The sequence below is a fragment of the Agromyces capsici genome (assembly GCF_058349965.1).
In genome coordinates this window covers 863,649-885,857 of sequence record NZ_JBYRET010000001.1, presented here as the reverse complement: position 1 = coordinate 885,857, position 22,209 = coordinate 863,649, and the positions used below count along the sequence as shown (strand labels likewise).

23 protein-coding genes are annotated in these 22,209 nt (G+C 73.1%); 11 read left to right on the top strand and 12 right to left on the bottom strand.

Annotated elements, in window-relative coordinates:
- From AC3RKB_RS04375 to AC3RKB_RS04355, 5 genes are all read right to left on the bottom strand, one after another.
- Entirely contained in the window at positions 1–462 is a 462-nt protein-coding gene (locus AC3RKB_RS04375) for a hypothetical protein (protein WP_491434757.1), read from the bottom strand.
- A complete protein-coding gene (locus AC3RKB_RS04370; protein ID WP_491434756.1) occupies positions 459–1,784 on the bottom strand; it encodes a serine/threonine-protein kinase in 1,326 nt (441 codons plus the stop codon). The genes AC3RKB_RS04375 and AC3RKB_RS04370 overlap by 4 nt, the downstream gene beginning before the upstream one ends.
- Positions 1,785–1,865: 81 nt before the next feature.
- Positions 1,866–2,705: an exodeoxyribonuclease III gene (locus tag AC3RKB_RS04365; RefSeq protein WP_491434755.1), complete on the bottom strand. Its 840-nt coding sequence runs from the start codon at positions 2,703–2,705 to the stop codon at positions 1,866–1,868.
- 73 nt (positions 2,706–2,778) lie between these two features.
- Positions 2,779–3,303: a DUF6328 family protein gene (locus tag AC3RKB_RS04360; RefSeq protein ID WP_491434754.1), complete on the bottom strand. Its 525-nt coding sequence runs from the start codon at positions 3,301–3,303 to the stop codon at positions 2,779–2,781.
- A 76-nt stretch (positions 3,304–3,379) separates the two neighbouring features.
- Positions 3,380–3,745 (bottom strand): hypothetical protein, encoded by a 366-nt coding sequence (locus AC3RKB_RS04355; RefSeq protein ID WP_491434753.1) that lies wholly within the window; start codon positions 3,743–3,745, stop codon positions 3,380–3,382.
- Positions 3,746–3,846: 101 nt separating this feature from the next.
- Between AC3RKB_RS04355 and cofE the strand changes: the two genes are divergently transcribed.
- The 6 genes from cofE (at position 3,847) to fgd (ending at position 9,405) form a co-directional block, all read left to right on the top strand.
- Positions 3,847–4,632 carry a coenzyme F420-0:L-glutamate ligase gene (gene cofE / locus AC3RKB_RS04350; protein ID WP_491434752.1) on the top strand — a complete coding sequence of 262 codons (786 nt, stop codon included), beginning with the start codon at positions 3,847–3,849 and terminating at the stop codon, positions 4,630–4,632.
- Between the two features lie 70 nt (positions 4,633–4,702).
- Positions 4,703–5,473, top strand: a complete 771-nt coding sequence (locus AC3RKB_RS04345; protein ID WP_491434751.1) for a GntR family transcriptional regulator — start codon at positions 4,703–4,705, stop codon at positions 5,471–5,473.
- A 173-nt stretch (positions 5,474–5,646) separates the two neighbouring features.
- Positions 5,647–6,618, top strand: a complete 972-nt coding sequence (locus AC3RKB_RS04340) for a TIGR03557 family F420-dependent LLM class oxidoreductase (RefSeq protein WP_491436748.1) — start codon at positions 5,647–5,649, stop codon at positions 6,616–6,618.
- A complete protein-coding gene (locus AC3RKB_RS04335; protein WP_491434750.1) occupies positions 6,615–7,466 on the top strand; it encodes a coenzyme F420-0:L-glutamate ligase in 852 nt (283 codons plus the stop codon). The genes AC3RKB_RS04340 and AC3RKB_RS04335 overlap by 4 nt, the downstream gene beginning before the upstream one ends.
- Positions 7,463–8,383 carry a hypothetical protein gene (locus tag AC3RKB_RS04330; RefSeq protein ID WP_491434749.1) on the top strand — a complete coding sequence of 307 codons (921 nt, stop codon included), beginning with the start codon at positions 7,463–7,465 and terminating at the stop codon, positions 8,381–8,383. Before AC3RKB_RS04335 ends, AC3RKB_RS04330 begins: the two co-directional genes overlap by 4 nt.
- Positions 8,380–9,405: a glucose-6-phosphate dehydrogenase (coenzyme-F420) gene (gene fgd, locus AC3RKB_RS04325; RefSeq protein WP_491434748.1), complete on the top strand. Its 1,026-nt coding sequence runs from the start codon at positions 8,380–8,382 to the stop codon at positions 9,403–9,405. Before AC3RKB_RS04330 ends, fgd begins: the two co-directional genes overlap by 4 nt.
- Before the next feature lie 51 nt (positions 9,406–9,456).
- On the opposite strand, the gene ggt is transcribed toward fgd, so the two are convergent.
- Positions 9,457–11,289: a gamma-glutamyltransferase gene (gene ggt, locus AC3RKB_RS04320; RefSeq protein WP_491434747.1), complete on the bottom strand. Its 1,833-nt coding sequence runs from the start codon at positions 11,287–11,289 to the stop codon at positions 9,457–9,459.
- Between the two features lie 137 nt (positions 11,290–11,426).
- On the opposite strand from ggt, the gene AC3RKB_RS04315 reads away from it, so the two are divergent.
- The 3 genes from AC3RKB_RS04315 to AC3RKB_RS04305 are packed head-to-tail and all read left to right on the top strand — an operon-like array spanning position 11,427 to position 14,641.
- A complete protein-coding gene (locus tag AC3RKB_RS04315) occupies positions 11,427–12,773 on the top strand; it encodes a LolA family protein (RefSeq protein WP_491434746.1) in 1,347 nt (448 codons plus the stop codon).
- A 10-nt stretch (positions 12,774–12,783) separates the two neighbouring features.
- Positions 12,784–13,761, top strand: coding sequence for an ABC transporter ATP-binding protein (locus AC3RKB_RS04310; protein ID WP_491434745.1), 978 nt, complete (start codon positions 12,784–12,786; stop codon positions 13,759–13,761).
- Positions 13,748–14,641 carry an ABC transporter permease gene (locus tag AC3RKB_RS04305; protein ID WP_491434744.1) on the top strand — a complete coding sequence of 298 codons (894 nt, stop codon included), beginning with the start codon at positions 13,748–13,750 and terminating at the stop codon, positions 14,639–14,641. Before AC3RKB_RS04310 ends, AC3RKB_RS04305 begins: the two co-directional genes overlap by 14 nt.
- A 40-nt stretch (positions 14,642–14,681) precedes the next feature.
- Here the strand turns inward: AC3RKB_RS04305 and AC3RKB_RS04300 are convergent, their stop codons facing one another.
- From AC3RKB_RS04300 to AC3RKB_RS04275, 6 genes are all read right to left on the bottom strand, one after another.
- A complete protein-coding gene (locus AC3RKB_RS04300) occupies positions 14,682–15,242 on the bottom strand; it encodes an SAM-dependent methyltransferase (RefSeq protein WP_491434743.1) in 561 nt (186 codons plus the stop codon).
- A gap of 42 nt (positions 15,243–15,284) precedes the next feature.
- The gene (locus AC3RKB_RS04295) at positions 15,285–15,911 is read right to left on the bottom strand and encodes an MSMEG_1061 family FMN-dependent PPOX-type flavoprotein (RefSeq protein ID WP_491434742.1); all 627 of its coding nucleotides are present in this window, start codon (positions 15,909–15,911) and stop codon (positions 15,285–15,287) included.
- 166 nt (positions 15,912–16,077) lie between these two features.
- The gene (locus tag AC3RKB_RS04290) at positions 16,078–16,590 is read right to left on the bottom strand and encodes a nucleoside/nucleotide kinase family protein (protein ID WP_491434741.1); all 513 of its coding nucleotides are present in this window, start codon (positions 16,588–16,590) and stop codon (positions 16,078–16,080) included.
- A gap of 19 nt (positions 16,591–16,609) precedes the next feature.
- A complete protein-coding gene (locus AC3RKB_RS04285; protein ID WP_491434740.1) occupies positions 16,610–17,464 on the bottom strand; it encodes an ATP-binding cassette domain-containing protein in 855 nt (284 codons plus the stop codon).
- Positions 17,461–18,579 (bottom strand): putative F420-0 ABC transporter permease subunit, encoded by a 1,119-nt coding sequence (locus AC3RKB_RS04280; protein ID WP_491434739.1) that lies wholly within the window; start codon positions 18,577–18,579, stop codon positions 17,461–17,463. The genes AC3RKB_RS04285 and AC3RKB_RS04280 overlap by 4 nt, the downstream gene beginning before the upstream one ends.
- Entirely contained in the window at positions 18,579–19,613 is a 1,035-nt protein-coding gene (locus tag AC3RKB_RS04275; RefSeq protein WP_491434738.1) for a putative F420-0 ABC transporter substrate-binding protein, read from the bottom strand. Before AC3RKB_RS04275 ends, AC3RKB_RS04280 begins: the two co-directional genes overlap by 1 nt.
- A gap of 236 nt (positions 19,614–19,849) precedes the next feature.
- Between AC3RKB_RS04275 and AC3RKB_RS04270 the strand changes: the two genes are divergently transcribed.
- Both AC3RKB_RS04270 and AC3RKB_RS04265 read left to right on the top strand, forming a co-directional pair.
- Positions 19,850–20,800, top strand: coding sequence for an alpha/beta hydrolase (locus AC3RKB_RS04270; RefSeq protein ID WP_491434737.1), 951 nt, complete (start codon positions 19,850–19,852; stop codon positions 20,798–20,800).
- Entirely contained in the window at positions 20,797–22,209 is a 1,413-nt protein-coding gene (locus AC3RKB_RS04265; protein WP_491434736.1) for a dihydroorotase, read from the top strand. The genes AC3RKB_RS04270 and AC3RKB_RS04265 overlap by 4 nt, the downstream gene beginning before the upstream one ends.

Here is a 22,209-nt window from a genome sequence, read left to right as displayed (position 1 = left end):
TCAGTCCTTCTCCTTGCCCTTGCCCTTGTCCTCGCCCTTGCCGGTGTTGGCGTTGTCGCCGCTGTTGCCGGGCCCTGACGAGTCGTCGTCGTCGTCGTCGTCGTCGTCTCCGTCGTCGGCCGTCTCGGTCGGCACGGGCTCGGGTGCCGTGGCCGCCGCGATCGCGGCATCGAGGTCGGCGCGCACGAGCGCGATGGCCTCGCGGATCCGCTGCTCACGGTCGCCGGTGAGCGTGCCGTCGGCCGCGGCTGCGTCGATCTCGGCCTGCAGCGCGTCGAGCGCGGCGATCGCGGCGGCGTAGTCTCCGGCCGCCGACGACTCGGCGATGGCGACGACCTGCGCGCGGTACGCCTGCGACTGCTCCGCGGCGAGGTCGGGCTCGGCCGCGCAGCCGGCGAGGCCGCCGACGAGGGCGAGGGTCACGGATGCCGCGGCGATCGCGCGGCGGAATCGGCTCGTCATTGCGTCACCGCCTCCTCCAGCTGCTCCAGGTGCACGCCGAGGTCGCCGGGAACGGCGGGCAGCGTCGGCGTCGGGGTGGGCGTCGGGTCCGGCGCCGCGGCGCCGCCGACCGCGCCCGCGAGGCTCGGGATCAGCACGGCCGCGGCGAGCAGCGTGACGACCGCGGCGATCGCGAGCACCGCCCACTGCGGGATCCGCCGACGCGCGCCGGTTCCGGATGGCGCGCCGACCGCGCCGCCTCGATCGTCGGGCACGACGACGCCGGTGAGCACGCGCGTGGCGGCCGTGGCGTCGTCGTCGTCCGTCGTCGTCCCCGTCGCCGTCGGTGACGGCGACGTGTGCGGGGCTGCGGCGATGATCCGCGTGTCGTCCTCCGCCTCGGCTGCAGGCGCGTGGGTGATCGGCGTGGTCGGGGCGACGGAGGCCGTCGGGGCCGGCGAGCCGGCCGCCGTGGTCGTCGCCGAGACGTCGAGCGACTGGGCGGCCAGCGCCACGTCGAGTGCGCTCGGCCGACGGGCCGGGTCGCGTGCGGTCATCGCGGTGAGCAGCTCGACCCAGTCGGACCCGAGCCCGGCCGGCACGACCGGGTCGCGGACCAGCCGTGCGCTCGCCGACTCGAGCGCCGGGCCGGGGAACGGCTGCTCGCCCGTCAATGCCTCGAGCATGAGCAGGCCGAGCGAGTACACGTCGGCCGAGCTGCCGACGGACTCGCCCCGCACCTGCTCGGGGCTGAGGTAGCCCGGCGTGCCGATGATGCGGCCCGTCGCGGTCAGGCGCGACTCGTCGAGCAGGCGCGCGATGCCGAAGTCGGCGAGCTTGGCGTTCCAGCGGCGGGTGGGCAGGTGGGCGGGCGCGAGCAGCACGTTCGCGGGCTTGACGTCGCGGTGGACGATGCCGCGCGAGTGGATCACGTGCAGGCCCTCCGCGAGGTCGGCCAGCAGGCGAGTCGCGTCGGGCCGGGACACGGGCCCGTCGGTGAGGATCTCGCGCAGGTCAGGGCCCTCGACGAGCTCCATCACGAGGAACTCGCGGTTGGTCTCCGGGTCCTTCGCGGCGTCGAACAACGTGACGAGGGCAGGGTGCGTGAGGCTTGCGAGCAGGGCGGTCTCCGACCGGCGGCGGTCGGCGTCGTCGATGCCCTCGGTCGACGGCGTGAAGATCTTCACGGCCACGCGCCGCCCGAGCGCGAGGTCGCCGGCACGGTACACCGCGGCCATGCCGCCGCGGCCGATGAGGCCGTCGATCCGGTACCGGCCGTCGAGCGTCGCACCGACCAGCGGGTCGATCGCGGTCGCCGGGACCTGTTCGGTGGGGGAGTCCATCAGAGGAAGGGTAGCCGCTCCGTCTGGACATGCACCCGGGGTTGCGTTCCGGCCGGATGGCGCGCAGGCGCGCCATCCGGGTCAGCCGAAGATCATCGGCAGGTCGTCGTCGTCGCGGCTCAGCTCGAGGTCGACGAGCACGGGGACGTGGTCGCTCGGGGCGTCGCCCTTGCGCTCGTTGCGGTGGATCGTGGCCGCGGTCACCGCCTCGGCGAACGGCGCCGAACCCAGGATGAAGTCGATGCGCAGGCCCTCGTTGCGCACGAACTTCAGCTGCTTGTAGTCCCAGTACGTGAACCCGGTGGGCACCAGCGGGCGGACGACGTCGGTGACGCCGGCGTCCTCCAGCGTGAAGAACGCCTGACGTTCGGCCGGCGACACGTGCGTGGTGAGCCCCTCGACCACGGCGGGGTCGCCGTTGTCCTCGTCGAGCGGGGCGATGTTGAAGTCGCCCATGAGGGCGAAGGGCACCTCGGGGTGCGCGGTGGTCTCGGCGCGCGTGTGGTCGGCCAGCGCCGCGAGCCAGTCGAGCTTGTAGGTGTAGTGGGGGTCGCCCAGTGAGCGCCCGTTCGGCACGTAGAGGCTCCAGACCCGCACGCCGTCGACGGTCGCCCCGATCGCGCGCGCCTCCTTCGGCAGGTCGGGACCCTCCTGCCCCTTGAGGAAGCCGGGCATGCCGGGGAACTCCGTGACGACGTCGGCGATCGGCGTGCGGCTCGCGATCGCGACGCCGTTCCACTGGTTCAGGCCGTGGATGGCGAGCTCGTACCCGGCCGCCTCGAACGCCTCGTGCGGGAACTGCTCGGCGGTGCACTTGATCTCCTGCATCGCGAGCACGTCGACGTCTTCGCGCACCAGGAAGTCGACGACGCGGCCGAAGCGGGTGCGGATCGAGTTGACGTTCCAAGTGGCGATGCGCATGGCGTCCAGCCTATTCGGGGCGGTGACGCCGGAACGCGAGCGGGCGCGCACCCGGGTGGGTGCGAGCCCGCGATCAGCGCGCGCCGCGCTCGCGAGGCTCGCGCTTCCCGATTCGGGGCACGACGATCCAGAACAGCAGCAGCAGCACGATCGCGATCGCGCCGGCCAGCCAGCCCGCCTCGCGGTTGACCGTGACGTCGAAGATGAGCATCGCGACGCCCGACGCGACGAGGGACACCACGACGAGCAGGGTCAGCAGCAGCCCGTTGGCGATCCGCACGACGCGTTCCTTCTGCTTCTGCCCGCTCAGCTGGCGGTGCAGGATGACCGGCGCGAGGCCGAGCATCGTCGAGGTGGTCGCGAGCACGACGAGCACGAGGTACAGGACCACCTCGTACTGCTCGAGCTCGGCGAACTTCGGCTGGAACGCCACCGCCAGCAGGAAGCCCGTGATGAGCTGCGTGCCCGTCATGACGACCCGCAGTTCCTGCAGGATGTCGTTCCACTTGCGATCGAGGCGCTCGCCGGGCGTCTCGTTGCGGACCTCCTCGGGGTTGCCCTCGTCGGACAGGGTCTCGGATGCGGGGTCGTACGCCATGCGTGGATGGTACTGCCGTGCCATCCGGTGTCGCAGGCCCTTGTGCCCGGACCCGGCGATGGTGCAGGCGGCCCGTTCAGGCGTTCGGCTGCACGCCGCTCGTCGCGATCGCCGCGCCGAGCACGAACGCCCCGACCATGAGCAGCATCCCGACGATCGGGATCCAGAACGCGATGCGCTTGAGCACGAGCACGACGATCGCCGCGATGAGCGCCAGCACGCCCACGCCGATCGGCAGGATCATCGCCACGAGCATGCCGGTCGCGATCAGGTCGGTGTCGCAGGTCGCCGACGCCCCGCACGAGTCGCTCGCGAACGCGAGGAAGAACGAGAAGAAGAACAGCACGAGGCCGAGCGCCGCCATCAGCAGGAGCAGCACGATGGTGACGACGAGGTCCCACACGATCACCGGGCGCTTCGCGGGCGCGACGGACGCGGTCATCTTCCCTCCCCCGGGCGGCGCGGATGCGCCTCACCGAAGTCTGTCAGCGCGCGGGTGGTGCTGCCAAGATGTCGGAAGGGGCCGGAGTGGAGGGGTGCAACGTGCGGTACAGCATCGAAGGCGTCGAGGGCCTGCCCGAGATCGTCGCGGGCGCCGACCTCGCGGCGATCATCGTGGCCGCCCTGCCCGAGCCGCTCGAGGACGGCGACATCCTCGTCGTCACCTCGAAGATCGTCTCGAAGGCCGAGGGCCGCCTCGTGCGCGCCGACGACCGCGAGCAGGCGATCACCGACGAGACCGTGCGCGTCGTCGCGACGCGCGACAATCCCGGCGGCGTGCCCACGCGCATCGTCGAGAACCGGCTGGGCATCATCGGCGCGGCGGCGGGCGTCGACGCCTCCAACGCGCCCGAGGGCACGGTGCTGCTGCTGCCGGTCGACCCCGACGCCTCCGCGCGGGCGGTCGCGACCGGCATCCGCTCGCTCACCGGGGCGCAGGTCGGCGTGCTCGTCTCCGACACGCTCGGCCGGCCGTGGCGCGAGGGCCAGACCGACATCGCGATCGGCGCGGCCGGAGTTCGCGTGTTCGACGACCTGCGGGGGCAGACGGATGCCTCGGGCAAGCCGCTCGCGGTGACCATGCCGTGCGTGGCCGACGAGCTCGCCGCCGCCGCCGAGCTCGTGAAGGGCAAGGCCGCGGGGGTGCCGGTCGCGCTCGTGCGGGGGCTCGGGCATCTCGTCGGCGACCTCGACCTGCCGGGCGCGCGTTCGATCGTGCGTCCCGCCGATCGCGACATGTTCCGCCAGGGCGCCGACGAGGCGTACGACGAGGGATACCGCGCGGGATTCGACGAGGCGCAGTCCGAGGGCGTGCTGCGCGACGCCTGACGCCGCGGATTCTCGAATTCTGGATCCAGAACGTGGGTTCGTCGTGATCTTTCCGATACATTCGGGATCCATGACCGTACCCGACACACGCGGATCCGTCGACGACGCCGGTCCGGGCCCCGCCGCCGATCCCGAGCAGGCGCTCGCACGGTTGGCCAGCCGTCACGCCGCCGGGTACCGCTCGGTTGGCACGATGGCGTACGACATCCTCCGTGACGCCATCCTCGACGGCAGCCTGCCGCCCGGGCACAAGCTGCGCCAGGAGACGCTGGCCGAGCTGATCGGCGTCTCGCGGCTTCCCGTCCGGTCGGCGCTCATCCAGCTCGAGGCCGACGGGCTCGTGGAGTTCCACGACCGTCGGGGTGCGGTCGTGAAGGCGCTGTCGGTCGAGCAGGCGCGGGAGGTCTACCAACTCCGGATCCTGCTCGAGACCGATGCGCTCCGCCTCTCGATGGCCGAGATGACCGACGCCCGCCTCGAGCGGCTGCGCGAACTCGGACGCACCGCCGACGAGGAGGAGGAGGGTGCGGACTTCGTGGATGCGCGGACCGCCTTCTACGCGGAGCTCTACGACGCCGCGCGGCACCCGATCCAGTGGGAGCTCATCGAGCAGCTCCGGCTCAAGGTCGGCCGGTACGTGCTCGGCTGGCGGCTCGTCGGCAACGACGGTCACCATCATTCGCACGGCGAGCTGACGGATGCGGTCGCGGCGGGCGACGTCGAGCCCGCGGTCGAGCTGCTCCGGCACCACCTCGAGGTGGTCCGCGACGGCGTGCTCGAGATGCTCGCGGCCGAGTCGCCCGCGGCCGCCGCGGCGACGAAGCGTCGTCGTCGATCCTGAGCGCGGTCGCCCTCGGGGCGGACCGCGGTCTCACGCTTGCATTTTGGATCCAGAATCCGAAATAATGATCCCGCGGGAGGTGGACCCGCCGTTCGGGCCGATCGGCTCCGAATGACACCATTGCGACGACGCGTCAGGATGGAGGGGTGTCAGTGCACATCGGCTACGCCGCGATGCTCGAGCAGTTCCCTCCATCCGACGCGGTCGCGTATGCGGAACTCGCCGAGCAGCACGGGTTCACCGGGGTCATGGCGACCGACCACTTCCAGCCGTGGCTGCCGCAGCAGGGCCAGTCCGGGCACGTCTGGAGCGTGCTCGGCGCGATCGGCGCCCGCACGCGCGGCGACTTCGGCCCCGGAGTGACGACGCCCACGTTCCGCACCCACCCCGCCGTCGTCGCCCAGGCGAGCGCGACGCTCGCCTCGATGTACCCGGGCCGGCACTGGCTCGGCATCGGCTCGGGCGAGGCGCTCAACGAGCACGTCGTCGGCGAGTACTGGCCCGAGGCCCACGAGCGCATCGCCCGCATGTTCGAGGCGGTCGAGGTCATCCGCAAGCTCTTCACCGCGTCGATCGCCGGCCGCGAGGTGCGCCACCACGGACCGCACTTCCGGCTCGAGACCACGCGGCTCTGGACCATGCCGAAGGTCGCGCCGAAGATCCTCGTCGCGACGGCGGGACCGGTCACGGCCCGCCGCGCCGGAAAGGTCGCCGACGGGCTCATCACGACCGGGGCGCCGTACGACCGCCTCGCCGCCCTCGTCGCCCGGTTCGCGGAGGGCGCCCGGGAGTCCGGCCGCGACGCCTCGACGATGCCCCGGGTCCTCCAGCTGCACCTCTCCTGGGCGGCGACCGACGAGGAGGCCATGCGCAACGCGCTCACCGAGTGGCCGATCGGCGGCATGCGGTTCTCGCGCAGCGACATCCGCTCGCCGTTCGAGTTCGAGCAGCTCGCCCGGACCGTCCGCCCGGCCGACTTCGAGGACCGCATGCTCGTCTCGGCCGACCCCGACCTCCATCGCGCCCACATCCAGCGGCACCTCGACCTCGGCTTCGACCGCATCTACCTGCACAACGTCGGTCGCAACCAGGCCGAGTTCCTCGAGGTCTTCGGTCGTGACGTGCTCCCGGGGCTTCGCGCATGAGCGCCCTGCAGCGCGGCGTCGGCGTCCGGGTGCTCGAGGGGATCGGCGAGATCCGCCCCGGCGACGACCTCGTCGACCTCATCGCGAGCGCGGCGTCGGGCACGCTCGTCGACGGCGACATCCTCGTCGTCACCTCGAAGATCGTCTCCAAGGCCGAGGGGCGGCTCGTGCGGGCGCGCCACCGCGAGCAGGCCATCACCGACGAGACGGTGCGGGTCGTGGCGACACGCTCGCACCCGGGCGGCATCACCCGGATCGTGGAGAACCGCCTCGGCATGGTCGCGGCCGCCGCGGGCGTCGACGCGAGCAACACGGAGGCGGGCACCGTGCTGCTCCTCCCGGTCGATCCCGACGCCTCCGCGCGCGACCTCGCCGCGGGACTCCGCGAGCGCGCCGGCCGCATGATCGGCGTCATCGTCAGCGACACGCTGGGGCGTCCCTGGCGCGAGGGTCAGACCGACGTGGCGATCGGCGCGGCCGGCGTGCACGTGATCGACGACCTGCGCGGCACGACGGATGCCGCGGGCGCGACCCTCTCGGTCACGATGCCGTGCGTGGCCGACGAACTCGCCGCGGCGGGCGACCTCGTCAAGGGCAAGACGAGCGGATGCCCCGTGGCCGTCGTCTCCGGGCTCGGGCGCCTCGTCGGCGCCCTCGACCTCCCCGGCGCCCGCTCCATCGTGCGCCCGTCCGACCGCGACCTCTTCCGGCTGGGCACCGACGAGGCGATCGAGCACGGGATGGCCGCCGGACGATCCGCCGGGTACGCCGCCGGACGCGCGATCGGCTACGCCGAGGGGTTCGCGGCCGCGCTGGCCGCCGTCGACCGCGAGCGGGTGGCGTCGTGAGCGGCTGGACCGTCGTCGTGCCCGTCAAGTCGCTGAGCGCGGCGAAGTCGCGGCTCGCGCCCGAGCACTCGCCCGCCGAGCGTGCCGCACTCGCGCGCGCGTTCGCGCTCGACACCGTCGACGCGGCGCGCACCGCTCGCGCGGTCGACCGCGTGGTCGTCGTCTCCGACGAGCCCGTGATCGAGCGCGCGCTGCGCGCCGCGGCCGGGGTCGAGGTCGTGCCCGAGGTCGGTCCGCGCGGCCTCGCCGCCGCGATCGCGCGCGGCATCGCGGTCGCGTCTGCCGACGTCGCACACGCCCCCCTCGAGATCGAGACGTCGCAGATGCACGGTGGAACCCGCGATCCGCGACGTCTCGATTCCCCCTCGTCGCCCGGTGATGACCCCGAGCAGTACGAGAAGTCGCAGCTGCACGGTGAGACTCGCCATCCGGGACATCTCGATTCCGGCGTGGCGGGCGCGGGTGCGGGTGCGGCGGATGTCGCGGTCGCGGTGCTGCTCGGCGACGTGCCGGCGCTGCGCGCCGGCGACCTCGACCGGGCGCTCGACGTGGCGGCGCGCCATCCGCTCGCCTTCGTGCCCGACGCCGAGGGCACCGGCACGACCCTCGCGACCGCGCGCGCCGGCGTGGCGTTGATCGCGCACTTCGGGGCGGACTCGGCGGCGCGTCACGCCGCCGCCGGGTTCGCCGACCTCGCCGCCGCGCATCCGGAGGCGATCGCGCCCGGGCTCCGGCGCGACGTCGACACCGCCGCCGAACTCCGCGACGCCGTCGCGCTCGGCGTCGGCGCCCGCACCTCCGCGGTGCTGCGCACGCTCCCCGACCTCGCCGAGGGGCCCGCCCCGCGGCATCCGCTCGACCGCTCGACGTCGACAACGACCGCGCCGGCCGGCGCAGACAGGAAGGCCGCATCATGACCCTCACCCTCGGATACAAGGCCAGCGCAGAGCAGTTCGACCCTCGCGAGCTCGTCGAGATCGCCGTCGCGGCCGAGGCGCACGGCATGGAGTCCGTCTGGACGAGCGACCACTTCCAGCCGTGGCGGCACACGGGCGGGCACGCGCCGTTCTCGCTCACGTGGATGGCCGCGGTCGGCGAGCGCACCTCGACCGTGAAGATCGGCACGAGCGTCATGACGCCGACGTTCCGCTACAACCCGGCCGTGCTCGCGCAGGCGTTCGCGTCGCTCGGCGTGATGTACCCCGACCGCGTCATCGCGGGCTTCGGCACGGGCGAGGCGCTCAACGAGATCGCGACCGGGTTCCAGGGCGCGGGCGAACAGGAGTGGCCCGAGTTCCGGGAGCGCTACGCGCGGCTCCGCGAGGCCGTGCGACTCATGCGCGCGCTGTGGAACGGCGAGCGGGTGAACTTCGAGGGCGAGTACTACTCGACGCACGACGCGTCGATCTACGACCGCCCCGAGGGCGGCGTGCCGATCTACATCGCCGCCGGCGGGCCGCAGGTCGCGAAGTACGCCGGTCGTGCGGGCGACGGGTTCATCTGCACGTCGGGCAAGGGTGCGGAGCTCTACGCCGACCAGCTCATGCCGGCCGTGCGCGAGGGGATCGAGGCCGGAGGCAAGTCCTTCGACACGTACGACCGCATGATCGAGATCAAGCTGTCGTACGAGGAGGACGAGGACGACGCGCTCGACAACTGCCGCTTCTGGTCGCCGCTGTCGCTGTCGAAGCAGCAGAAGCACGACATCACCGACCCCGTCGAGATGGAGCAGGCGGCCGACGCCCTGCCGATCGAGGAGATCGCCGGGCGCTGGATCGTGGGCACCGACCCCGATGCGGTCGTCGCCGAGATCGGGCAGTACGTGGAGTGGGGGTTCAACCACCTCGTGTTCCACGCGCCGGGGCACCACCAGCGCCGGTTCCTGGAGCTCTTCGAGCGCGACCTCGCGCCGCGCCTCCGCGCGTTGCCGACGGCGTGACGCCGGTGGTCGAGGAGGCGCCGTGCGCCGTCCTCGACCACCGGCCCGGGGTCACTCCGCCGGGTCGAGCACCAGTCCGGTGCCGCCGCCGCGCCGTACCGGCTCGGCCGCGGCGGTCATGAGCCCGTCGGCGTCGACCTCGATCGCGGCGACCGCCCCGATCTCGGCCGAGGTGCTGAACAGGTGGCCGTACGTCGCGAGCTCAGCCTCGTAGGCTGCGCGGAACGCCGGTTCGGCGAAGACGCTCGCCGTGTTGCGCTGCGACGCCCGCGGTGCGGCCACCGCCTCGGGCAGCGTCATGCCGAGGTCGATGCGGTTCAGCAGCACCTGCGTCACGGTCGTGATGATCATCGACCCGCCGGGCGAGCCGACCACGTACCGCACGTCGCCGTCGTCGAGCACGATCGTCGGCGACATCGACGAGCGCGGGCGCTTGCCCGGCTCGACGGTGTTCGGGTCGCCGGGGAACGTGGGCACGAAGTTGAAGTCGGTGAGCTCGTTGTTGAGCAGGAACCCGCGGTCCGGCACCGTCATGCCCGAGCCGCCGGTCTGCTCGATCGTGAGCGTGTACGCGACCGCGTTGCCCCACTGGTCGACGACCGACAGGTGCGTCGTCGAGACGCCCTGGTCGACGGATGCCGCGGCGGCCGCCGCCTCGCACCCGGTCGCGCCGAGGTCGCCCGGCGCGACCGGCTTCACCGACGCCTGGTCGGGGTCGATCTCGCACGCGCGTGAGTCCGCGAACTCCTGGCTGAGCAGCGTCTCGGTCGGCACGTCGACGAACGCGGGGTCACCGACGTACGCGTTGCGGTCGGCGAACGCGTGCGCGGTGGCCTCGAAGTAGAGGTGCAAGGCCTGCCCCGGGTCATCCGCCGACGGCTCGAAGTTCTCGAGGATGTTCAGCGACTCGCCCACGGTCGTGCCGCCCGACGACGACGGGGCCATGCCGTAGACGTCGAGGCCCCGGTACTCGATGTGCGTCGGGTCCTGGAAGATCACCTCGTAGTCGGCGATGTCGTCGGCGGTCATGAAGCCCGGGTAGGCGGGGAGCGCCGTGGCCGGGTCCGTCTGGGGATCCTGCACGATGGCCGCGATCTCGTCGGCGATGGGCCCGTCGTAGAACACGTCAGTGCCCTTCAGCGCGATCTCCCTGAGCGTCGTCGCGAGATCGGGGTTCCGGAACGTCGACCCGACCACCGGGAGCTCGCCGTTCGGCAGGAACAGCTCCGCCGTGGCGGGGAATGCCTCGAACCTCACCCGCGCGCCCGCGGTCTGCTGGACGAACGTCTCATCCACCGTGAACCCGCGCGTGGCGAGCAGGATCGAGGGCTTCAGCATCTCCTTCAGTGACTCGGTGCCGAACTCCTCGAGCGCCGCCTCCCACGTTGCGAGCGTGCCGGGAACGCCGACCGACAGGCCTGAGGGCACCGCATTCGCGAACGTGTACGGTTGGCCGGTCGCCGGGTCGATGAACGCGTCGCTCTCCATGCCGGCCGGCGCGGTCTCGCGCCCGTCGATCGTGGTGACCTCGCCGGTCGCGGCGTCGAAGTACACGAAGTACCCGCCGCCGCCGATGCCGGCGCTGTACGGCTCGGTGACCCCGAGCGCAGCGGCCGTGGCGACCGCCGCGTCGGCGGCGTTGCCGCCCTTGCGGAGCACCTCGAGGCCGATCGCGCTGGCCTCGGCGTCGACGGATGACACGGCGCCGCCGTAGCCCGTCGACGTCGACGGCGCGGGCGGTGCGGGTCGCGCCGTCGCGACGCCGGTCGCGGACGGTGCGGCGGTGGCGGGCGCCGCGAGGGCGACGCCCCCGAGCGTCATCACCGCGGTGAGGGCGAGCGCCGACCCGCGAAGCGCGGGCCGGCGGTGGACGACGTCAGTCATGAGTAGTACCCCCCGAACTGGTTACGTGATCAGGACGCACGATAGACCCGTACGCGGCGCGCGGCAACGGGTTGCGGCATCCTGTGGGTTCGCCTCGGAACAGCCCCTGGCCGCCCGCGCAGGCGTAGCCTGATCGCATGAGCCCACGCGCCGGCGGGGCGAACCGCTTCCGCCCGAGCCTCCTGATCCCGGCGGTCGGCGTGCCCGTCGCGGTCGCCGCGGCGGTGCTCGTGCCGATCCAGGCGACGGCCGCGGTCGACCTGCCCGACAAGACGGTCGAGGAGCTCATCGAGTTCGCCCGGTCGAGCGACGTCGACGCGCTCTCGGGCACGATCGAGCAGCGCTCCGAGCTCGGACTGCCCGATCTCGGTGCCCTCACGGGCGGCACGGGCGGCGGCATGGGGCCGGGCGCGGGCGCCGACGGCGACGCGGACTCGGATGCCGCGACCTCCGCCGATCTGGAGGACCTGATCGCACTCGCCACGGGCAGCTTCGACGCGAACGTCTACCTCGACCAGGACCACGCACGGCTGCAGGTGCTCGACCAGCTCGCCGAGCGGAACGTGTACCTCTCGCCCGATGAGGCGTGGTTCGTGGACTCAGAGACGAAGACCGCGACGCGGCTCACGCTGCCCGAGGGCACCGACCTCGAGCAATTGCAGGCCGACGTCGAGGCCGAGGCCGCTCGCCTCGCCGACGAGGCGAGGGCCCGCGCCGAGGCGGAGCTTCCCGACGGCGAGCAGCTGCCGTCCCCCCAGCAGCTGCTCGACCGCGCGCTCGATCGGCTCGACGAGACCACCGAGGTCGCCGTCGGGACCGACGGGCGCGTCGCCGGCCGCGAGGCGTACGAGCTCGTGCTCACGCCTCGGACCGGCGAGACGCTCGTGGGCGAGGTCCGGATCGCGATCGACGGAGCGAACGGCGCGGCGCTCGCCGCATCGATCACCGCGCGGGGAGCGTCCGATCCCGCGTTCTCCGTCGGCTTCACCGACATCGACTTCAGCGCGCCCGATCCGGCGGTGTTCGCGTTCGAACCGGCCGACGACCTGACCGTGACCGAGGAGGTCGTGCCGATCCCGACCGCCGAGGAGCAGGCCCAGTGGAAGGCCGAGGCCGAGGCCCGCGCCGAGGGCGACGATGGGGTCGCCCCCGACGTGGAGGCCGACGTGCCGGATCCGGTCGTGCACGGCGAGGGCTGGGCGACGGTCGTCGAGGTCGACGCGGCCGCGGTCATGGCCGCGATGGCCGAGCATCGGGGCGAGACCGGCGACGGGTCGGCAGCCGATGACGCGGGCGGAGCGCCCTCCGCGGAGCAGCTCGCCGAGGCATCCGACGCCCTCGAGGCCCTCACGACGCCGGTCGACGGCGGCCGGGCGCTGCAGACCTCGCTGCTGTCGGTGCTCCTCACCGACGACGGTCGCGTGCTCGCCGGGTCGGTGCCCGTCGACACGCTGGTCGAGTACGCCGCCGAGTCGGGTCGCTGACGGGCCGCCGGTGAGCGACCCGGGTGGCCTGGGCGACCTCGCGATCGAGACGCACGGACTCACGAAGCGCTTCGGCGCGCAGGCTGCGGTCGACGGCATCGCGCTCGCCGTGCCGCAGGGCGCCGTGTACGGCTTCCTCGGACCGAACGGCTCGGGCAAGACCACGACCATCCGGATGCTGCTGGGCCTCGTGGGGGCGACGGATGGCACGGCGAGCGTGCTCGGAGCGGAGATGCCGCGGCACCTCGACACGGTGCTGCCGCGCGTGGGCGCGCTCGTCGAGGGGCCCGCGTTCGCGCCGTTCCTGTCGGGCGCCGCGAACCTGCGCCGGTTCGATGCCGCGGACCGGCACGCGCCGACGGCCACCCGCGCCGCTCGCGTGGCGGCGGCCCTCGACCGGGTCGGGCTCTCGCACGCGGCCGGCAAGAAGGCCGGCGCCTACTCGCTCGGCATGAAGCAGCGGCTCGGGCTCGCGAACGCGCTGCTCATGCCGCGCGACCTGCTCGTGCTCGACGAGCCCACGAACGGCCTCGACCCGCAGGGCACGCGCGAGGTGCGCTCGCTGATCCGCTCGTTCGCGGCCGACGGCACGACCGTGTTCGTGTCGAGCCACCTGCTCGCCGAGGTCGAGCAGCTCTGCACGCACGTCGGCGTGATGAGCGCCGGGCGGCTCGTCGCGCAGGGCACGCTCGAGGAGTTCCGCCGATCGGGGGAGACGAGCGTCGAGGTGCTCACGCCCGACGCCGCGCGCGCGCAGGCGGTGCTGACGCGGTTGGGCCTGGTGCCGGATGCCGCGACGCCGGCGGCCGACGCGGGCGCCGACGCGCTCGTCACGGCCCGCATGGGCGAGCGCGCACCCGAGCCCGACGCGATCGTCGCGGCACTCGTCGGCGACGACGTGCGCGTGCGCGGATTCGCGGTGCGTCGCACGAGCCTCGAGCAGCGCTTCGTCGAGCTCACGGGGGAGGGCTTCGATGTCGTCGCCTGAGGCGCCCGGAGGCGTCGAGACGGTCGCTGCGCGACCTCCTCGGCCGGCACGGCGGCCGCGGGCCGCGGCGTGGTTCACCCTCCTCGGCTCCGAGACGCTCACCCTGTTCCGCCGCTGGCGCACGTGGGCGATGCTCGCCGCGCTCGCCCTCATCCCGATCCTCATCGCGATCGCGATCCGCATCGCGGGCGGCTCGTCGCCGGGGCGCGGGCCGGCCTTCCTCGACCAGATCGCGGGCAACGGGCTCTTCGTCGGCGTCACCGCGCTGGTCGTCGCGACGCCGCTGTTCCTGCCGCTCACCGTCGCGGTCGTCGCGGGCGACGCGATCGCCGGCGACGCGAGCCTCGGCACGCTGCGGTACCTGCTGATCGCCCCGGCCGGCCGCATGCGCCTGCTCGTCGTGAAGTACCTCGTCGCGGCCGCGTTCTGCGTGGCTGCGGCGCTCACGGTGGTGGTCGTGGGCACCCTGATCGGCTGGGCGCTCTTCCCGATCGGCCCGGTCACCCTGCTCTCGGGCGCCCAGGTCTCGGTCGGCGAGGGGCTGCTGCGGTTCCTCGCGATCGCCGCGTACGTCACGGTGTCGCTCCTCGGGCTCTCCGCCATCGGGCTCTTCGCGTCGACGCTCACGACCGTGCCCGTCGGCGCGATGGCGGCCACCGCGATCCTCGCCGTCGCCGCGCAGATCGCGGGCGCCATCCCGCAGCTCGAATGGCTGCACCCCTGGCTGTTCACCGATCGCTGGTTCGACCTGGCCGACCTGCTCCGCTCGCCGCCGTCGTGGGGCTCGTTCGTCGACAACGCGCTCGTTCAGGCGGGCTACGTCGCGGTGTTCGGCGGCCTGGCCGCGTGGCGCTTCGCGACCCGCGACATCCTGTCGTAGCGGATGGCGCGGCGCGGTCGCCCGGCACCGCCGGCGGCGATCAGGGTGCGTCGGGCGAGGCCTCGGTCCGCACGGCGAGGATGCCGGACCCGTGCTCGGCCTCGAGGCGCTCGCGCACCGCGAACCACGGCGTCGCTCCGATCGCGGCGGCGACCCCGTCGAGGTGCCCGGCGTCGGCGAGCGGCACCGGCCCGATGCCGTACGCGACGAGCAGTCTCGCGCCGGGGCGGAGCGCCTGGGCGAGCGCCCGGAGCTCCGGCACCGCCGCCGAGGTCCAGAACACGTTGACGTTGACGCTCACCGCCGCATCGAACGGGCCGATCGCGGAGTCGAGGGCGGCGAGGCCGGCCTGCACCACGTCGACCGTGCCGTCGGTGATCGCGTCGGCGAGGCGTTCGCGCATGTGCGCGACGGCTGTGCCGGACCGGTCGATCGCGACGACGCACGGCCGCGCCGCGGCATCCGCTTCGCCCAGCTCGGCGAGCAGCGCCTCCACCGACGCGCCCGTGCCCGACCCGATGTCGAGCACGCGCTCGCCCGGCCGCGGGTCGAGCACCCCGACCGCCCAGCGCACGCGCGCCGGCACCGCCGTCGGGTTCATGCTCCGAGCATGCCAGACCGCTGCTGCGGGCGGGTCGACCGCTCAGCGGTAGATGCGCTCGGCGTACGACGAACCGTAGTACTCGTCGAGCGCCGCGACATCCGCCCCCGGCTGCTCGACCGCCTGCGCGATGAGCGCGCGGCGCCGCACCGCGTCGGGTCGCCAGGTCTCGGGCTCCCACGTGCGTGACCGCAGGAACGCCTTCGAGCAGTGGAAGAAGACCTCGTCGATCTCGACCACGAGCGCGAGCGTCGGCCGGTGCCCGCGCACGATCATGTCGTCGAGGAATGGGGCGTCGCGCACGATGCTCGCGCGGCCGTTCACGCGCAGGGTGTCGCCACGGCCCGGGATCACGAAGACCAGCCCGACGTGCGGGTTGCGGAGGATGTTTCGGAAGCCGTCGGCGCGCCGATTGCCCGCCCGCTCGGGCAGCGCGATCGTGGTGTCGCCGAGCACGCGGGTGAACCCCGCGGGGTCGCCCTTGGGCGAGACGTCGAGCCGCCCGAGCTCGTCGCTGGTCGCGACGAAGACGAGGGATGCCGCGGCGAGCCACTCGCGATCGACCTCGTGCAGGCGGTCGCGGGCCTTCTCCGCGACGCGCGGGATCGGCGTCCCGATGATCGCCTCAAGCTCGTCGACCGTCGTGACGGGGATGCCGCGTTCGCTCATGCCCCCATCCTGCACCCGTGTCGCGCGGACGATTCGGCCGCTTCCCGCTTCCCGGGCGGATTACAGGAGATTCGGCGATGTGCAGGACGCGATCGCGGGCGGATTCGGGCCAGTGCATCGCCGGAACTCCTGTAATCGGGTTGGCAGGTGGCCGGGTCGAGGGCGGCTACAGCAGGTTGCGCGTCGCCGTGGGGAACGTCGTCTCCGCGCGGCGCTCGCCGATGCTGGGCGGGAGCTTGCAGAGGTCGTAGAAGTAGCGGGATGGCGCGGCCTCGTCGGTCACGTCGACGTCGACGTTCACGCCGGCGTGAGGGAGCTCGTCGCCGGCGAGCGTCCAGATCGTGAAGTGCCAGATGCCGCGCACCCGGTCGTTGAGCAGGCGCCGGCCGTCGACGACGAGCACGCTGTCTGCGCCATCCGCGTCGGGCAGGGTGCCGGCCCGGAACGGCTCGATGGTGTCGCCGCGCAGGGTCGCCTCGTCGACGTCGCCGACCGAGCGGCGGACGACATCCTGGTCGCGCTCGCGGAGGATGGCGGCGAGGTCGTCGGCGAATCGGCCCGCGTGGTCGCCGGATGCGCCCTCGACCGCGACGAGACGGCGCCCGCGCCATGAATTGTGCAGGAACTCCTCGGCCACCGACTCGACCAGTGCACGGCGGGTCTCGCTCAGCTCACCCATGTCGACCACGCTACGCCCACTACTCGACCAGCGGGGCGGGCGCCGTCAGGTGCGCGTCGGCGGGCGCGAACGCGATGAGCGGGCGGCCGGTCGCGGGGTGCTCGAGCACGGTCGCGTCGACGCCCCACACGGCGCGGATCAACTCGGCTGTGAGCACCTCGGCGGCCGGCCCGGCCGCGACCACGGCCCCCTCGGCGAGCACGACGACGTGGTCGGCGTACGACGCCGCGAGCGACAGGTCGTGGAGGGCCGCGAGCACGCTGAGGCCGTCGTCGGCGAGACGGCGCAGCAGGGCGAGCGTCGCCAGCTGGGCCCGGATGTCGAGGTGGTTCGTGGGCTCGTCGAGCAGCAGCAGCTCCGGCTCCTGTGCCAGCGCGCGGGCGAGGTTCACCCGCTGGCGCTCGCCGCCGGAGAGCTCGTCGTAGCGGCGTGCGGCGAACTCGGCGGCCCCGGCCGCGAGCAGCGAACGCGCCACGATCTCGCGATCGCGCGCCGAGTCGCCGCCCCAGGCCGACTGGTGCGGCACGCGTCCGAGGCCGACGACGTGGTCGACGCGGAGGCCGTCGGGGGACTGGGCGTCCTGCTCGACGAGCGCGATGCGACGCGCCCGTTCACGGCGGCGGAGCGACACGAGGTCGTCGCCGTCGAGCGTGAGCGCCGCGACATCCGGCTGCTCGACCCCGGCGACGAGGTGGAGCAGCGTGCTCTTGCCCGCGCCGTTGGGGCCGAGAAGCGCGCCCACCGCGCCCCGCGGGACCGTGACGTCGACGCCGTCGACGATGAGCCTCGAACCGCGGGCGAAGCGGACGCGCGATGCCTCGAGGCCGCCGCGCCCGTCTCCCGGAGCGTTGCTCGGCCCGACCGCCGCGTTCACGACGCCCTCCGCCCGCGCAGCATGAGCGCCGCGAACACCGGCCCGCCGACGAGCGCGGTCAGGATGCCGACCGGCAGCTCGCGCGGGTCGAACAGCGTGCGCGCGCCCGTGTCGACCCACACGAGGAAGATCGCGCCCGCGAGCGCCGACAGCGGCAGCAGCGCCCGGTGCCGCGGCCCGACGACGAGCCGCACGGCGTGCGGCAGGATGAGCCCGACGAACCCGATCGCGCCGCTCACCGCGACGAGCGCGCCTGTGAGCAGCGCGGTCGCGACGAGCAGCAGCGCGCGGGTGCGCGGCACGTGCACCCCGAGGGCGGATGCCGCGGTGTCGCCGAACGCGAACGCGTCGAGGGTGCGCCCCGTCGCGAGCAGCGGCACGCCGACGACGAGCAGTGCCGAGCCCGCGAGCGCGACCGCCGGCCAGTCCGCTCCGGAGAGCGACCCGAGCAGCCAGTTGAGGATCTCGCGGTAGCTGTCGTTCGTCGCGCTCCAGAAGATGACGAGGCTCGTGATCGCGCCGAACACGGCCGACACCGCGAGGCCGGCGAGCACGGTGGTGGTCGGGCTGAGCCCGCCCGCGGCGCGCGCGAGGCCCAGCGTCGCCGCGAGCGCCGCGAGCGCCCCCGCGAACGCCGCGACGGGCAGCGCGATCGCCATGCCGAGCACGAGCACGATCACGGCGCCGACCGACGCGCCCGAGGACAGCCCGAGCAGGTACGGGTCGGCGAGCGGGTTGCGCGTGAGCGCCTGCATGACGACGCCGCAGATCGCCAGGCCCGCGCCGACCGCCGCGGCGGTGAGCACGCGCGGCATGCGCAGCTCCCAGACGATGCCGTCGCGGAGCGGCGAGAGCGTCGGCTCGCCGACCCCGAGGTGCGCCGCGATCGAGGCGAGCACGTCGGCGGGGGCGAGCCCGGCCGGCCCGATGGTGACGGCGAGCACGACGGATGCCGCGAGCAGGGCGGTGAGGGCGACGCCGACGCCGAGCCCCACGAGTGCTGGTCGAGGAGGCCGCCCCGCGGCCGTCTCGAGACCTCGCCTGGGCGCCCGCGGCGGTCTCGAGACGCCGACTTCGTCGGCTCCTCGACCCGCAGACGCCTCGCGCACCGTCATCAGAGTGCCCCGAGCTGCTCCACGATCGAGGCCACCGCGTCGACGTTGCGCACGCCGGCCTCGGTCGCGGGGAAGTCGACGATCACGTACCGGCCCTGCTGCACCGCGGGCATCGCCGCGGTCGCGGGGTTCGCCTCGAGCTTGGCGATCTTCGACTCGGCGGTGTTCCAGGCGGCGTCGACGAGCACGAGCACGTCGGGGTTCGCGTCGACGACGGCCTCCCACGACAGCGAGGTCCACGAGTCCTGCACGTCGCCGACGACGTTCTCGAGCCCGGCGGCCTCCATGATCATCTGCGGCGCGCCCGTGCCGGCTCCGACGAACGGCTGGTCGTCGCCCGACGAGTACCAGAGCGCGGTGAGGCCGGTGTCGCTGGGCTCGATCGCGTCGAGGGCGGCGCGCTGGGTCGCGACGAGGTCGGCCGCGGCATCCTCGACCCCGAAGATCGCGCCGGCCTCCTCGAAGCCGGCGAACACGCCGTCGAAGGTGAGCGGGTCGGGCTGGTAGCCCTCGCCCTGGCATGCCGCCGGCGCGACGTAGGTGTGCACGCCGAGCTGTTCGAGCGCGGCGCGGTCGCCCGCGCCCTCGGCGGTGAGGTTCGACTCCCAGCCGGCGAACACGAGATCGGGCTCCACCGCGAGCGTCGCCTCCTGCGAGGGCACCTTGTCGGAGAGGATGTCGATGCCCTCGGCCGCGTCGGCGACCTCGTCGGGCACGGGCCCGTCCGTGAACGCCGCGCCGACGATGCGGTCCTCGAGGCCGAGTGCGAGCAGCAGCTCGAGCGTCGACGACTTGATCGTGACGACGCGTTCGGGCGCCTGCTCGAAGGTGACCTCGGTGCCGCAGTTGTCGATGGTGAGCGGGTAGCCGGATGCCGCGGCATCCGCTTCGGGGGTCGGGTCGCCGCCGGCACGGGCGCCGGGAGCGCAGGCCGCGAGCAGGGCGACGGAGGCCGTGGCGGCGACGATCGCGGCGACGCGACGGCCGCGGGCGAGGGCGTGCTGACGGGCGACGGTGGGCTGGGGCGTGGGCATGGGTCCTCCGGGACGGTGTGCGGGTGCGTGGTCCGACGTGCGTCGGCGACTCGCGGCCCAAATCCCGGGCCGGCCCGACCGATCAAGCCCGACCGGTCGTCTCCGTCATCCTCGCACGCTGGTAAATTCGAATCAATACTGGATTCTGGATCCAAAATAGGTCATGATCTGAACCACGGGCGACGGAATTCGCCCGAACCACGCGTCGCAGCGTTCAACGGAAGGACGTCGCATCCATGCAGACGACACCGGTCGAGTTCTACAGCGAGGGAGACCGCCTCGCGGGGCTCTGGCGCACCCCCGAGGGCCCCGGTCCGTTCCGCGCGATCGTGCAGGGCCCAGGATGGCTCGGGCTGAAGGACGCCAAGCTCTACGTGCGCTACCACGAGGCGCTCGTCGCCGCCGGGTTCGGCGTGCTGGTCTTCGACTACCGCGGCTTCGGCGACTCGGGCGGGGACCGCGGCATCCTCTCGCCGGCACGGCAGCTGCAGGACCTCGTGAACGCGGTCACCTACCTCACGACGCGCGACGACGTCGTCGCCGACGCGATCGGCGTGTTCGGCACGGGCGGCACCGGCGGCGGCAACGCGGTCCTGCTGGCCGACGCCGACCCGCGGGTCACGGCCGCCGTCAGCCAGGTGCCCGTCGCCGACGGCACCGACTGGCTGCATCGCATGCGCCAGGAGCACGAGTGGCTCGCGTTCCTCGCGGGCCTCGAGGAGGATCGTCGGCTCCGCGTCGCGACGGGCGAGGGTCGGCTCGTCCACCCACGCGAGGAGATCATGGTCCCGACGCCGGAGCGCCGCGCGACCACGATCAAGGCCGACGTCGACGACCGGATCCCCAGTGCCATCCCGCTCTCGTGCGCCGAGGAGATCCTCGCCTACAAGCCCATCGACGCGGCATCCCGCCTCACCACTCCGCTGCTCGTCATCGGGGTCGAGGGCGACGCGACCACCCCCACCGACCACGCCGAGCGGCTCTACACCGCCGCGCGCGGCCCGAAGCAGCTCGTCATGCAGCGGCACACCACCCACTACGCCGCGTACGACCGCTACTGGGAGCAGACCACCCCGCTGATCGTCGACTGGCTCGACCGCTACGTGCGCCCGAGCCACGTCGACGTCCGCACCACCCGCTCGCCCGGCCAGGGCGAGTCGATCGACCGCATGGAGGCACCGCAGTGACCATCGACCTGAGAATCGCGGGCGGCATCGTCGTGACGCCCGCCGGCCCGGCGGCCGCCGACCTGCTCGTCGACGACGGGCGCATCGCCGGCATCGTCGCCGCCGACGTGCCCGTCGCCGCCGAGCGCACGATCGACGCGACCGGGCGGCTCGTGCTGCCCGGCATGGTCGACGTCCACGTGCACACCCGCGAGCCCGGTTACGAGCACAAGGACGACATCCTGACGACCACGCGCCAGGCCGCAGCCGGCGGCGTCACGACCATCTTCGGGATGCCGAACCTGAACCCGCCGACCGTCGACGTCGAGACGCTCACCGACGTGTTCGAGCGGTACGCGTCGACCTCGATCGTGGACTGGAACCACAATCCCGCTCCGACGAAGTTCGACGACATCGTGCCCATGGCGAAGATGGGCATCAACGCCTACAAGATCTATATGGTCGTCGACACCGGCCGCACCTATCCGCACCCCGCGGGCACCGGCATCCACGACCACGGCCACCTGCTGCAGATCATGGACCGCATCGCCGGCACCGGCAAGCGGTTCATCGTGCACCCGCACGACCAGGCGCTCATGGACTACATCGAGGGCGAGGTGCTGGCGCGCGGCGAGAACACGCCGCAGGGCTACGCCTCGGCGTACGCCGCGCGCGAGGGCGTCATCTGGGACACCGCGATCGATGTCATCCTGCGGCTCGCCGAGGCATCCGGATGCCCCGTGCACATCGCGCACATCCAGACGCGCCGCTCGATCGAGGCGGTGCGCCGCGCGAAAGCCGCCGGCATCGACGTCACGTGCGAGGTCAACCACTGGGCGCCGTTCCTCTCGACCTGGAACGACGTCGAGACGCTCGGCCCGTACGCGCTGTCGTACTGGGTGCCCGACGACAACCGCGCTGCGATCTGGGAGGGCATGCGCGACGGCACGATCGACATCGCCAGCTCCGACCACGCCCCGCACACGCGCGAGGAGAAGGAGATCGGCTGGACCGAGATGTGGAGCGCCCACACCGGGACGCCCGGTATCCAGTACTACTACGAGCTGATGCTCGACGCCGTGAACCGCGGCGAGCTCACGCTCGAGCGAGCGGTCGACATGGTCGCCCGCATCCCGGCTGAGAAGTTCGGCCTGGCCGGCGTGAAGGGCACCCTCGAGGTCGGTGCGCACGCCGACGTCGTGATCGCCGACATGCAGCACGAGTGGACCATCACGAACGACGACGTGCTGTCCAAGATCGGCTGGACGCCGTACGACGGCCGCACCATCAGCACCCGGATCGAGCGCACCCTCGTGCGCGGCCGGGACGTCTACGCCGACGGCGCCGTCGTCGGCGAACCCGGATTCGGGAAGCTCGCGGCCGCTCCGGCCGAACTCGCGGCCGAGACGGCCGGAACGGAAGGGAACTGA

Bases quoted from the DNA above. Each gene is read 5' to 3' on its own strand.
- AC3RKB_RS04375 (WP_491434757.1), bottom strand. From the start codon at position 462: ATGACGAGCCGATTCCGCCGCGCGATCGCCGCGGCATCCGTGACCCTC.
- AC3RKB_RS04370 (WP_491434756.1), bottom strand. From the start codon at position 1,784: ATGGACTCCCCCACCGAACAGGTCCCGGCGACCGCGATCGACCCGCTG.
- AC3RKB_RS04365 (WP_491434755.1), bottom strand. From the start codon at position 2,705: ATGCGCATCGCCACTTGGAACGTCAACTCGATCCGCACCCGCTTCGGC.
- AC3RKB_RS04360 (WP_491434754.1), bottom strand. From the start codon at position 3,303: ATGGCGTACGACCCCGCATCCGAGACCCTGTCCGACGAGGGCAACCCC.
- AC3RKB_RS04355 (WP_491434753.1), bottom strand. From the start codon at position 3,745: ATGACCGCGTCCGTCGCGCCCGCGAAGCGCCCGGTGATCGTGTGGGAC.
- AC3RKB_RS04345 (WP_491434751.1), top strand. From the start codon at position 4,703: ATGACCGTACCCGACACACGCGGATCCGTCGACGACGCCGGTCCGGGC.
- AC3RKB_RS04340 (WP_491436748.1), top strand. From the start codon at position 5,647: ATGCTCGAGCAGTTCCCTCCATCCGACGCGGTCGCGTATGCGGAACTC.
- AC3RKB_RS04335 (WP_491434750.1), top strand. From the start codon at position 6,615: ATGAGCGCCCTGCAGCGCGGCGTCGGCGTCCGGGTGCTCGAGGGGATC.
- fgd (WP_491434748.1), top strand. From the start codon at position 8,380: ATGACCCTCACCCTCGGATACAAGGCCAGCGCAGAGCAGTTCGACCCT.
- ggt (WP_491434747.1), bottom strand. From the start codon at position 11,289: ATGACTGACGTCGTCCACCGCCGGCCCGCGCTTCGCGGGTCGGCGCTC.
- AC3RKB_RS04315 (WP_491434746.1), top strand. From the start codon at position 11,427: ATGAGCCCACGCGCCGGCGGGGCGAACCGCTTCCGCCCGAGCCTCCTG.
- AC3RKB_RS04305 (WP_491434744.1), top strand. From the start codon at position 13,748: ATGTCGTCGCCTGAGGCGCCCGGAGGCGTCGAGACGGTCGCTGCGCGA.
- AC3RKB_RS04300 (WP_491434743.1), bottom strand. From the start codon at position 15,242: ATGAACCCGACGGCGGTGCCGGCGCGCGTGCGCTGGGCGGTCGGGGTG.
- AC3RKB_RS04295 (WP_491434742.1), bottom strand. From the start codon at position 15,911: ATGAGCGAACGCGGCATCCCCGTCACGACGGTCGACGAGCTTGAGGCG.
- AC3RKB_RS04290 (WP_491434741.1), bottom strand. From the start codon at position 16,590: ATGGGTGAGCTGAGCGAGACCCGCCGTGCACTGGTCGAGTCGGTGGCC.
- AC3RKB_RS04280 (WP_491434739.1), bottom strand. From the start codon at position 18,579: ATGACGGTGCGCGAGGCGTCTGCGGGTCGAGGAGCCGACGAAGTCGGC.
- AC3RKB_RS04275 (WP_491434738.1), bottom strand. From the start codon at position 19,613: ATGCCCACGCCCCAGCCCACCGTCGCCCGTCAGCACGCCCTCGCCCGC.
- AC3RKB_RS04270 (WP_491434737.1), top strand. From the start codon at position 19,850: ATGCAGACGACACCGGTCGAGTTCTACAGCGAGGGAGACCGCCTCGCG.